The 12,143-nt window shown below is 31.8% G+C and carries 9 protein-coding genes and 2 tRNA genes; 1 reads left to right on the forward strand and 10 read right to left on the reverse strand.

Annotated elements, in window-relative coordinates; translation table 11 throughout:
* Together EVJ46_01645 and EVJ46_01650 are read right to left on the reverse strand one after the other, a co-directional pair.
* Entirely contained in the window at nt 1-981 is a 981-nt protein-coding gene (locus EVJ46_01645; protein RZD16966.1) for a DNA-processing protein DprA, read from the reverse strand.
* Between the two features lie 14 nt (nt 982-995).
* Nucleotides 996-1,529 (reverse strand): hypothetical protein, encoded by a 534-nt coding sequence (locus EVJ46_01650; GenBank protein RZD16967.1) that lies wholly within the window; start codon nt 1,527-1,529, stop codon nt 996-998.
* 80 nt (nt 1,530-1,609) lie between these two features.
* On the opposite strand from EVJ46_01650, the gene EVJ46_01655 reads away from it, so the two are divergent.
* A complete protein-coding gene (locus EVJ46_01655) occupies nt 1,610-3,886 on the forward strand; it encodes an ATP-dependent helicase (protein ID RZD16968.1) in 2,277 nt (758 codons plus the stop codon).
* 6 nt (nt 3,887-3,892) lie between these two features.
* Here the strand turns inward: EVJ46_01655 and EVJ46_01660 are convergent, their stop codons facing one another.
* The 8 genes from EVJ46_01660 to EVJ46_01695 all read right to left on the reverse strand — a co-directional run bounded on the left by EVJ46_01660 (nt 3,893) and on the right by EVJ46_01695 (nt 12,072).
* Entirely contained in the window at nt 3,893-4,921 is a 1,029-nt protein-coding gene (locus EVJ46_01660; GenBank protein ID RZD16969.1) for a phenylalanine--tRNA ligase subunit alpha, read from the reverse strand.
* Between the two features lie 342 nt (nt 4,922-5,263).
* On the reverse strand, nt 5,264-5,830 hold the full coding sequence (locus tag EVJ46_01665) for a hypothetical protein (GenBank protein ID RZD16970.1): 567 nt from the start codon (nt 5,828-5,830) through the stop codon (nt 5,264-5,266).
* A gap of 68 nt (nt 5,831-5,898) precedes the next feature.
* A complete protein-coding gene (locus EVJ46_01670; protein ID RZD16971.1) occupies nt 5,899-6,945 on the reverse strand; it encodes a TQO small subunit DoxD in 1,047 nt (348 codons plus the stop codon).
* A gap of 246 nt (nt 6,946-7,191) precedes the next feature.
* Nucleotides 7,192-8,184, reverse strand: a complete 993-nt coding sequence (locus tag EVJ46_01675; protein RZD16972.1) for an ABC transporter substrate-binding protein — start codon at nt 8,182-8,184, stop codon at nt 7,192-7,194.
* Nucleotides 8,185-8,861: 677 nt separating this feature from the next.
* Nucleotides 8,862-8,949: transfer RNA gene (locus EVJ46_01680), tRNA-Leu, on the reverse strand.
* 519 nt (nt 8,950-9,468) lie between these two features.
* Nucleotides 9,469-10,920, reverse strand: coding sequence for an NADPH-dependent glutamate synthase (gltA, locus tag EVJ46_01685; protein RZD16973.1), 1,452 nt, complete (start codon nt 10,918-10,920; stop codon nt 9,469-9,471).
* A 173-nt stretch (nt 10,921-11,093) separates the two neighbouring features.
* The gene (locus EVJ46_01690; protein RZD16974.1) at nt 11,094-11,936 is read right to left on the reverse strand and encodes a sulfide/dihydroorotate dehydrogenase-like FAD/NAD-binding protein; all 843 of its coding nucleotides are present in this window, start codon (nt 11,934-11,936) and stop codon (nt 11,094-11,096) included.
* Between the two features lie 62 nt (nt 11,937-11,998).
* Nucleotides 11,999-12,072, reverse strand: a tRNA-Cys gene (locus EVJ46_01695).
* Between the last annotated feature and the right edge of the window lie 71 nt (nt 12,073-12,143).

A 12,143-nucleotide genomic window follows, 5' to 3' on the forward strand; every position in this document is an offset into this window, starting at 1 on the left:
TCATCCGAATAATCCCGGCTGTTCCAATAAATACCCCGCCTTTTCATATTTTTCTTCATATAAATCGTTATATACTATTCTTATTTCATCAATTATATCGTTTAAATCAATATTTTCAACATTAAAATTAATAACACCTTTTTTATTCAGCAGCGATTTAAGTCCCATATTTGAATAATTATCCATGAGGACTGGTTTGTAAGCGGGAATAAATACGGGTCTTTTTTGTTTAAACGCAAAATTGCACGTCTTTAATGTTCCGCTTGATAACGGAGAAGACATCGCAAATACAGCTAAACTCGAACCGCTCTGAAGCCTGTCGCGCGCAACTAAATTTTTAGGCGATAATTTTTCGTGCAGCGGTAATTCAGAAATAACAGCCCCTTTTTTTAATATTATATCCTGATACAGCTCCTCATTTTGAGACGGATAAACAGGTTCCAGCAATCCGGAACCGATAAACGCAATCGTATTAATATTATTATCTACGGAAGTTCTGTGCGCAACCGAGTCTATTCCTGCCGCCAAGCCGCTTATAACTGAAAATCCGGCATTGCCTATTTTTTTTGTTATATCTGCCGTGACGCCGCAGGAATAATCCGGCGGTTTCCTTTGTCCTACAACGGCAACCGCAAATCTAAGGTTTTCTTTAATATTCCCCTTGTAATACAAAATAGGAGGCTTATTTTTGACAAATAAAAGATTAGCGGGATATTCAGGGGATTGAAACGTAATTATTTTAATATTATTTTTTGCAGCTTCTTCTACTTCGTCTATTGCGTGCATAAACGAGGTTCTTACGATTCTTGAATCCATTAATATTTCTATGATATCGTTCCTGAGCCCAATTTTTAAAAATTCAGTTTTATTTGTATTAAATATATCGCACGGATTTGCAAAATGCGTAAGTAAAATAAATATATGGCTGTTGCTCAAACCAGGAATTTTCTTTAATGCCAGAGTGCAAATAATATCATCCATAACAATTTAATATTTTAATTTACTGTTCTTCCTATAAATAACATTATAACCGAATCCGCTCCTCTTGATATTAAAATATCCCTGATTGTACCTGATGTATGACCAGTTGTTATTATATCATCAAATAAAATAATTTTTTTATTTTTAATGCGCTCCTCGTTTACTACTTTCACGGAATTTGCAATATCTGCCGAATTTCTTCTGTTTGTAATGTGTGAAGGCATATACCCCTTAGTTCTTTTTAATATATCGTCTTTATAGTTAATTATATTTAAAGCTTTTAACGACAGACATATTATTTTATTTGAATAATCATCTAACATGGAAGAACTTGTGGGAATAGGAATAATTAAATCACAAAACCAGAAATAATTAAATATAATATTTACAATTATATTTTCAAAATATTTTATTGCAAAATTGTTGCCTTTTTTGTACTGAATAATTAAATTAGAAAATGCATCTGCGATGCTTTTGCGTTTTGGAAAATAATTCCCGAGATAGAAATAATTATCTTTTTCATTATATTGTATTTTTAAATGCTGCATCTCTTTTATCTTGTTTGTATAATATAATTAATTTCTCATGATAAATATAAAACTTTATTAATTATTTATTCTATCATAATATGAATCTAAATTTCTTTAAACATATAGCATTTTATCGGCATAATCTTATCGGTACAGAACTTTTAAGCTCTTATGAAATAAATTATTTTATTAATCTCCTAAATAAATTAAACGTCAGTTTATCTTACAATATATTAGATTTTGATATTTATAAAAATAATTTAATAATTAATTATAATAAAAAACCGCTAAATTTTTGTTTAGATAAATTTTTAGCAGATTATAAAAATTTTGATTTTTTATTTGTTAAAAACATCCATATTAATAATTTAAACGACGCTGTGCTTTTTAATTCTATTATAGATTTCTTTCTAAATTCTAATAATGTAATTTTTATACCTTGCTTAGAGGGTTTAAATGCTTCCATCTTAAATGTGTACGATACTCTTGCGGCTAACTCTTCATTTTCGCAATCTAATTATATTGATTTATTTAAGCTCAGGCTAAAATTATTATGCATGACCAGACTTGCAACAACTAATGAAATTTATCCGCAAAGTATAAAGAAATTTTTAGATTTAGCCCTGCAGCATAATTTTTATCCAAAAAAAGTTCCTGAACAAAATTCTGAAGATTTGATTCTTGATTATTCAAATAATTTCCAAATAATTATTAAACTCAATTTTTTGGATAAATTTAATTTTAATAAATTCGCGTATGCAAAGAATAATAATTTTATTCAGTTAACCGTTTATTCTAATTTTTATGAAATTTATTTTAATTCTTCTTCTTTAATTTATAAAATTTTATCTTACATCGCATATATTCAAAACAATTCGAACAGCAAATCAAGCATTAATATAAAATCAGTTCTTGAACTAAATAGAAAAGAATACAGCTCTTATCTTAAAACAGATTTAAGCAAGATTCAAAAAACAGCTGTAAAAGAAATCGATAATCCCGTTATTATAATTGCAGGAGCCGGCTCAGGAAAAACTAATGTTATAGTTAATAAATTCTTACATCTTTCAATTTATATATCACCTTATGAAATTTTAATTTTAACTTTCACTAATAATGCAGCCGGTGAGATTAAAGATAGAATATTAAAAGCTTTTAATTTGAATGACAATACATCAATCATTAAAAATAATTTGAAAATTTATACTTATCATAGTTTTTTTTATTCTATCATAAAAATTTATTATAGATATTTAGGCTTCCAAAATCTCCCAAAAATTTATGCCGAAAATAACTGCAAGAATAATGCTTGTAATTCTAAAATTGACGGAATATATAATTTTGACGATATTTTACAATATGTTTTAAAATTATTTAAAAACGAATCTATTTTAATTGAAATTGCAAAAATGTACAAATATATTTTAGTCGATGAATATCAGGACATTAATTTATTAAGCGATATAATAATTAAAAAAATTGATTACGGAAGAGGCAACATTACATATGCAGGCGATGATGACCAGTCTATATATAGATTTAACGGCGGTGATTCTATTAATTTGCTCAGTTTTGATTTATTCTATCCATCCGGAAAAGCAGTTTTATTACAATCTAATTATAGATGTAATGAGTCAATAATAAATTTTTCTAATAATATTATTCAAAAAATAGACTTCAGATATCCAAAATCAATGATATTAGGAAATAATATAAATAATTTTAAAAATGAAAGCAATGAAAAAAATACTTATAGCTTAAAATTAAAAGATACTTTACTGGTTTTACTTAATAAATATGCTTGCGACTCTTATGTATTTAATTATAATACAAATAATTGGATATCAAGCGATAAATATTTTAATAAGATAGAAGAATTAAGCGATTCTATTAAGTTAAATGCAGTAAACCTTATTCATTTTAAAAACTATTCAGATGAAACCGCATTTAATATTAATTTATTTATCTTATTGTTAACAAGCGGTATTAAAGCCGCCATACTTACAAGAACCGCCAAAGAAGAAATTGAATATAAGACGCTTTTTAGTTACTATGCCGGCTTGCCGCAATACAATAATTTTAAGTTAAAATATTACAGAAACGCCTTTATCGGAACAATCCACAAATCAAAAGGCATGGAATTTAGTTTTGTAATTTTAGGCAGCCTTTCAGCCGCTAATTTTCCAAAAGTCTATAAAGAAAACAACGATATTAAAGCTGTTCATCCTTTTAATGCTTTTTATAACACGCCGTTTATAAACTATAAAAATACTATAGATGATGAACGCAGATTATTTTATGTAGGGACTACAAGAGCCAAAGATTTTATTTTTATTACTTACACAGGGGATAAATCTTCATTTATAGATTTTTAGCAATAATTAAAACTGATTCAAAACATCCATATTGCCTGAATACAATAATCGTAAATCATTAACGTTATATTTCAGCATAACTAATCTGTCAAATCCCATTCCAAACGCAAAACCCTTATACTCTGCCGGATTTATTCCGGCATATTCAAATACCTTCGGATGTACCATACCGCAAGGAATAACCTCAATCCATCCTGAAAATTTACAAACGCTGCAGCCTTTGCCGTGACAAAAAACACACTCTATATCTAAATCTAAGCCAGGTTCTACAAAAGGATAAAAAGCCGGTCTGAATCTTGTTTTTTTTGCACCCAGCAGACTCTTAACAGTAGCTTCCAGAATACCCTTTAAATCGCTCAATTTTGCATTTTTATCAACAAAGAGACCTTCAACCTGATTAAACATAAATAAATGGGTTGCATCCACCGATTCGTATCTATAGCACCTTCCCGGCGCGATTACCCTCAGAGGCGGTTTCTTTGTTTCCATTGTTCTGACCTGTACGCTTGATGTGTGAGTTCTTGGAATTAACCCGTTTTTTAAATAAAAAGTATCCCAAATATCTCTTGCAGGATGGTTATCGGGAATGTTTAAAGCATCAAAGTTATAATGGGTTGTTTCAATTTCAGGTCCTTCAACAACTTCAAATCCCATTGAAGTAAAAAAATCTACAGTATCGTTAAGTACTGCTGTAATAGGGTGTATATGAAACTGTTTTATCTTAATGCCGGGAAGGGTCATATCAATTTTTAAAGAACGGTTTAGCGTGCCATTTTTAACTTTTAATTGTTCTTTTAAATTTTGATAAATTTCTTCAATTTGAATCTTGGCATTATTAACGGACATGCCGATTGTTTTACGAACTTCAGGCTCATAGGAAGATATGCTGCGTAAAATATCATTTAACAGGCTGTTTTTTCCGAGATAATTTTTATATATTTCCTCTAAACTTTTTTCGTTGATTTTTTCATTAAACTCAACTTTAGCTTTATTTAATGCGTTTTCAATTTTTTTTAATATTTCTTCACTATTCATAATTATTAATATATTATCATTTTTAAATTTTTTAGCAATAATTATTTTATACCTTAATCCTGCAATAGAAAGTTATCTACTCGGAAAAGGTGTCAGACACCTTTTACTTTTATATTTCGCTTAACCGAGCAAAGAAATGCATAAATATTTTCTATTGCTGGATTAAGGTCATAGAAAACATTTGTAGTATAATTTTTAGGATATTGCTTTTACATAACAGATTATCAAGTGAATTGTAATATTTTATAAAAAAAAAGTCTGTTGTAAAATTTTTTCAATTTTACAACAGACTTTTAAATCTAATTATATGCGATATACTTTATAAACAAATACAATCGTTTATTATGGTTTTAAATATGCATATCCTTCTGCTTCTCTTAAGATGATTTCGCCCTGAGCTGATGGAACAACCTTTACAAATGAATATATTTTTGATACTGGAATATGTAATTCATATAAGCTGTTTGCGCATTGAGCTAGCTCTACGCCGTCTTTTTTTAACGTCAATAATGCTTTTTTATATCCATTGCCTTTAAAATACAGATGCGTTCCTGCGCTAAATGCCTGTAATTCGACAACAATGTGACCTTTTAATCTTGGGTCGTTTAAAGCATTATGAATATTATCTATAATCTTATTCATTTTTACTTTGTTGTTTGCACTGATTACATAAATTGCATGATAAATCTTTCCCGGAACCATTGGAGCGCCCATTGTAAAAGCAGGGCTTATTGATAAGTTAGGGAAATATTTTCTAACCCCGTTAACATTGTGCCAACCGTACCATCCGGCAGGATGAATAGTTGGAGCTGTCCCTCTCCAATTTGCATAAGCATTAGATGTCATTGAAAAAACGGCAATTGCAAATGCCATAATTGCAATGCTTAATAAAGAGCTTTTCTTTTTCATTTTCTTCTCCTTTTTTTAGTTAATTTTATATATTTATTACACTTAAACGACTATAAACTGCTGCTAAATTATCCATTATACTGAGCAGAGCCTGAAAATACCTGTCCGCCGACATTTTCTAATTCCAATTTATAGCTTCCTGCTTTCAACGCCTTAATTTTTTTGGCAAACGGCAAAGTTATAAATGCTTTTGCTCCGAGAGGCATTTCAAGACTGAATTTATTAACTGTCATTTTATTAACGTAAATGTTGTGTATATCGGATTTTGGAAGTGATACAACTGCTTTATTGTTCCACAAATACACAGTCTTTCCGGCAGCATTAACTAATTTTACTTTCATAATATTAGCAAGAGCGCCGCCGCTTCCACCAATTCTATACGCAAGAAATTTAACGTTGTTAGATGTAATTTTTGCATTAGATACTGAAACTACGACCTTCGCTCCAAAATTATGTAATTTTCCCCAAACTCCGCCATCGAATAATTGATTTGAACCCATAGTCACTAATGTGCCGAAAACTGTAAACACTATTATCCATGTTACATATCCGTTTCCCCACAATGGACCGTTTCCAATTAATCTGTAGCCGAATGAATTAGCAAAATTCGGCCAGGCATTTCTGACTAAGTCGTCAAACGACCACGCACTGCCGACGAACAGTATTAGAAGTCCAATTACCATTTCTACCGAACCAACCTGCCATTCATCAAGGCATGTTGCGCCAAGCCATCCTGAACCGAACAGTATTCCAAAGGCTAAACAAACTGCGCCGAATGCGCCGAGTCTTGAAAACAATCCGAATATTAGCGATAGCCCGACTAAAAATTCAATTACCGTAAATATATCAAGAAACACAGCCAATGCGCCTGGATTTAATAACAATGTATGAATCAAACCATGCACACCCATAAATCCGCTTGCATGCGGAATAAAAGTATTAAACTTATGCCCCACCCATAATGGTGAATTAGGCTCTAATTTCCCTGCCGATAACACAACTCTTCGCCATGCAGCTGAAAAAAACATCCATCCGAGCGTAATTCTCAGAGGGATTGCGGCATAGGCTAAATAGCGGTAAAACGTACTGTCTTTAACATCAAAATTGTTTGCCATTTTCTTTACCCCATTTAATTACATTTATTACATTTGCTTAAATTACGCCGTTCAATAGATTGCTCCAGCATATTTAAGAATCCTAAATTTCTTTTTATAATTATTTCTTTTACAATCCTTGACTATTATTTGATAGTCAATAAACACAATTTACGCTCCTTAGTTAATCTGCAGATGTGTTTTATTTTAGCTTATAGTTAACATAGAAACACACCTGCAAACAAACAGTATTTTAATACGACTCTATCAAGGAGCTTTAAAACCGTATCTTTCAAATATTCTCAAGCTCGTTTTCGTTTTTAAGAAATTCAACCATTCTTTTGCAGCAACTTTATTTGGTGCGCCTTTTGTCATAGCTGCACCGTAAAGAGCTGTCGTATTCTGACTTGCAGGAATCTTAACTCCTGTTATAGGATTGCCTATCATTTCCTGGAACTTCACTTCGGAATACCAATTTACACCTGCATCAGATTTATGCTGCATAATTCTTATAGGTGTCTGACGATGATGAATATGCGTCAAATATACTCTTCCCGATTTTACTCCGTAATTATAAACAGCCTGCTCTAATTTTTTGCCGCCTGCTTTTATTAAAGACATCTTAATCTGTCTTGCAATTCCTTCCCATTCAGGATTCGGCATAGACAACTTTAATTTTGGATTCAAAAAGCTTTTTAAGCCGGTTATGTGGTATGGATTGCCTTTGTCGGTCATGATTTCAAGGTCGTTTGTAACATAGGTCACTTTTTTACCTACTGTCATGCCTATTTTATTAGTATAGTTTAATTTTTTTGCTCCTGCCATATAAACATCAGGTACAACATGCATTGTTAAATTGCCAAGCGTGATCGTATCACCATGTTTCCACATTCTGATTAAAATTCCAGGAGGAATAGTTATATAGAATACATGCTTAACATTTGGGTATTCTTTCAGAAACGCTTTAACTAAACGCGGAACAACAAAGAATATATTTCCGCCGATATAAAGCACCAAACTTGATTTCGGATGTAATGTAACAGTGGTAATATTTCCGTGATAATCAGGATTATTGTCGACTGTTATCGCATTGAACTTATATCCCTGATGAAGAGCCGGATCGCCTTGTTTGCACCATGGCGGAAATATCCTTCTAATCCCCATAGCAAACGAATTGTTAGACATCGTCATAGAAATTACAAAAACAAAAGCCATAACAACGCCCAAAAATCTGTAATGCTTTTTTGAACTTTCGTTCATAATTCTTGCCTCCTAAAGGTTAATTTGATTGTTTTGAATTAATTTTATATTGAAACGTAAACTGTATGCGAACTGTATATTATTTATTGCTGAATGTTGTACTTTTAATACAATATAATATAATTATCACTTAATGTTTTAAATGTCAATAAAAAAAATACTATTATAAAACTATTTTTTTTAATATTAATCTTTACATAAAAAATATAATATATGCTTATTATTATATAATAATATAACTATATATAAATTGCTAATAGTCAAATATAACAATATTTAACTTATTAATAATAAAAGAATTTTTAACCCAACCTCACTACTTTTATTATTTTAAAATTATAATTGATTAAATATTATTATATTATATTTTTTATTTTGGAGTCACCATAGACATTTTTATTGCCCCATAAATTTAATAATATCAACGCGTTGCTGATAATTATGGTGAAGTTGGGTTAATAAATGTAAGTTAAACATACGATAAAATAAATAGATATGCTATAAACTTTAGGATATTTTGTAATGCAGTTTAATTTGAAATTCCGGTACGTTTAATGCTGAGATATTATATATAAATATTCACAGGTTAAGGATATGGTACGCAGATTATGAAGGTTAAAAATGTATTAAATTTAAAAATACGGCAGACAGATTGTGAAGGTTAATAAATATTTATGTGGTGCCGAGGGCCGGAATCGAACCGGCACGGAACTAAGTTCCGAGGGATTTTAAGTCCCTTGCGTCTACCACTTCCGCCACCCCGGCAGTTTTAAGCAAAATAATTTCTTATAGACATGCAGAAATCTATTTTATTGCATCCGCGATTATTAAAAAGTCGCCTGCCAACAGCTAAAACAAAAATATAATATATATAAATTAGTATTAATCTTATGCTGCTTAGCTTTATCAAATAAATTTACGATCAAATAAATTTACGATAAAATATCTTTATAAGAAAATATTTATGCATATTAAACTGCATCAAAATAAAAATTAAAAAAAATATACTCTAATATTACAGTAAATCTTAATACATTGTCAATATTATTTTTTAACCTTAATCATGCAATAGAAAATATTTATGCATTTCTTTGCTCGGTTAAGCAAAATATAAGGAAAAGGTGTCAGATTTTATTTTTTTGCATATGAAATAGTTCAATTAACAAAGAAAATATTTGCAAAAAAATTAATCTGACATCTTTTCCGCAATTAATTGCTACTATCGAATTAATACATATACATATACTTACACGCATATGTAAAATATTTCTACTCTCAATAAATTTACCAGATATCTGTTTTCAAATATTGATCTATAGCATCGGCAGCATTCTTACCTGCTCCCATTGCAAGAATAACGGTTGCAGCGCCTGTAACTATGTCGCCGCCTGCGAATACCCCTTTCTTGGTCGTTTTTCCGGTCTTTTCATCAGCTATAATATATCCCCACTTATTTAAATCCATGCCTGGAGTGCTGGATGGCACAATCGGATTTACATTAGTTCCTATAGCAATAACCGCAGCGTCGATGTCGGCGACGAATTCCGACCCTTTAATAGGTATGGGTCTTCTGCGTCCGCTTTCATCAGGTTCGCCCAACTCCATTCTTTCGCATTCTACTTGCTTGAGGTTTTGTTTTTCGTCTCCGATAAATCTTATAGGATTTATCAGAAAGTCAAATTTAATTCCTTCCTGCTCGGCATGATGTATTTCTTCAAGTCTGGCTGTCATTTCATTGCGTGACCTTCTGTAAAATATTCTTGCATCGCTGTAACCCAATCTGAGTCCTGTTCTAACCGCATCCATAGCAGTATTGCCTGCTCCAAAAACTACCAATGTTTTACCGCATTTCATCGGCGTATCATACTCATTCATATTATATGCACGCATTAGATTTATTCTAGTAAGAAACTCATTGGCTGAATACACTCCGTTTAGTTCTTCTCCCGGAATATTTAAAAACTTAGGTGTACCTGCGCCAGTTCCGATAAAAACTGCGCTATAACCTTTTTCGTTTAACAATTCATCGACGGTTATTGTTTTGCCGATAACCACATTTGTAAATATTTCTACTCCATTATCCTTCAAAATCTGCACTTCCCTTAAAAGAATCGACTTAGGAAGCCTGAATTCGGGAACTCCATATATAAGAACGCCGCCTACCTCATGCAGCGCTTCAAATATTGACACACGATAACCTTTTTGCCGCAACTCTCCGGCTGCTGCCAGTCCGGATGGTCCCGCGCCTACTATTGCAATTTTTTTATCGTATAAATTTTTACCATTAGAAACATTATTTTTTTTGCCGTGTTCAGCCTCATAATCTGCCACAAATCTTTCTAAATTACCTATAGCAACTGAGGTTGAATCTTTTCTTTTCCCGACGGTACAAGCTTTTTCGCACTGGTCTTCCTGAGGACATACCCTGCCGCATATAGCAGGCAGCGAGCTTTTCTCTCTGATTTTTTTTGCTGCGCCAAGAAAATCACCTTTTTCTATCAATTTTATAAAGGCAGGAATATCAATGCTGACGGGGCATCCCTGAATGCAGTACGGCACTTTGCAGTCAATGCATCTTTTTGCTTCCTCAATTGCCTCTTCTATTGAATATCCTACAGAAACTTCTTTAAAATTCTGCACTCTTTTTGCCGGATTTTGCGCAGGCATATCATGACGTTTTATTTTTAATCTTTCCTTAGTATTAAGAATTATCTGCTCTTTATTTTTATTTTCCATATTTTAATTTTAGCTGTCTTATAATTTTTTACATATATCAGAACTTATGATATAAGAAACAACCATTCCTCCTCGTCATGACAATTTAGTTAACTTCTTAATATTTCTTTAAATAAAATAATAATCATCTCTTAAATTTTTGAAATTTATATTTTTATTTTTGCTAATTGATCTTATTGCTCTTTATGATGCTCTTTTCTGTGGCACTCGTAAGATGATTTTTCTTCGTCTTTATAAAATCTCTGCCTATTTACTAAATTCTCAAAATCAACCTGATGCGCATCAAAATCAGGACCGTCAACGCATGCAAATTTTGTCTCTCCGCCGACTAAAACTCGGCAGGCTCCGCACATTCCGGTTCCGTCTATCATAATTGGATTAAGACTTACAATAGTTTTTATATTATATTGTTTAGTGAAATCGCTTACTGCCTTCATCATAGGAACTGGACCTATCGCTATAACCCTGATAATATTTTTTTTATCGTCAACTATTAATCTTTTTAATATGTCGGTAACAAATCCTTTTGTTCCGTAACTGCCGTCATCAGTTGCTATTAAGAGCTGAGAACTTGCGCTTCGCATTTCGTTTTCCATCAATAAAAGGTCTTTCCTTCTAGCTCCTATTATAGAAATAACATCGTTTCCCGCATTTTTCAGGGCTTTTGCAATAGGATGAACGGCTGCAATGCCGAACCCGCCGCCTATGCAAACTACCGTGCCGAAGTTTTCAATTTCAGAAGGAATGCCTAATGGACCTACGAGGTCCGCCAATTCATCCCCTGCTTTTAATTCACTTAATAAATGCGTTGTTTTGCCCAAGGTCTGGACAAGTATAGTAATATAACCTGAATTTTTATCCGTATCCGCAATAGTTATAGGAATACGTTCTCCTTTTTTATGTACGCGCAGAATGACAAACTGGCCAGGTAAAGCTTTGGCTGCTATATCGGGAGCACTTATTTTATAAACATTGACTCCTTCTCCAATGCTTTTATTTTCAATAATTTCATACATAAATCAACCTCTTTATTTATTTAACTTATATTTTTATGTTTAAAAATTTGAGTAAGTTAATGTGGAGGCGGCACCCGGATTTGAACCGGGGATAAAGGTTTTGCAGACCTCTGCCTTACCGCTTGGCTATGCCGCCGTTATTATGGTTTTAAATTTTGATAATTTTTAACTCTTACTTTAACTGATTATTATATATTATTTATATAT

This window comes from Candidatus Acididesulfobacter guangdongensis (genome assembly GCA_004195045.1).
Taxonomy (GTDB): Bacteria; SZUA-79; SZUA-79; order Acidulodesulfobacterales; family Acidulodesulfobacteraceae; genus Acididesulfobacter; species Acididesulfobacter guangdongensis.

Coding starts and splice junctions, on each gene's coding strand:
- EVJ46_01670 (RZD16971.1), bottom strand. CDS start 6,945: ATGGCAAACAATTTTGATGTTAAAGACAGTACGTTTTACCGCTATTTA.
- EVJ46_01675 (RZD16972.1), bottom strand. CDS start 8,184: ATGAACGAAAGTTCAAAAAAGCATTACAGATTTTTGGGCGTTGTTATG.
- EVJ46_01655 (RZD16968.1), top strand. CDS start 1,610: ATGAATCTAAATTTCTTTAAACATATAGCATTTTATCGGCATAATCTT.
- EVJ46_01660 (RZD16969.1), bottom strand. CDS start 4,921: ATGAATAGTGAAGAAATATTAAAAAAAATTGAAAACGCATTAAATAAA.
- EVJ46_01645 (RZD16966.1), bottom strand. CDS start 981: ATGGATGATATTATTTGCACTCTGGCATTAAAGAAAATTCCTGGTTTG.
- gltA (RZD16973.1), bottom strand. CDS start 10,920: ATGGAAAATAAAAATAAAGAGCAGATAATTCTTAATACTAAGGAAAGA.
- EVJ46_01690 (RZD16974.1), bottom strand. CDS start 11,936: ATGTATGAAATTATTGAAAATAAAAGCATTGGAGAAGGAGTCAATGTT.
- EVJ46_01665 (RZD16970.1), bottom strand. CDS start 5,830: ATGAAAAAGAAAAGCTCTTTATTAAGCATTGCAATTATGGCATTTGCA.
- EVJ46_01650 (RZD16967.1), bottom strand. CDS start 1,529: ATGCAGCATTTAAAAATACAATATAATGAAAAAGATAATTATTTCTAT.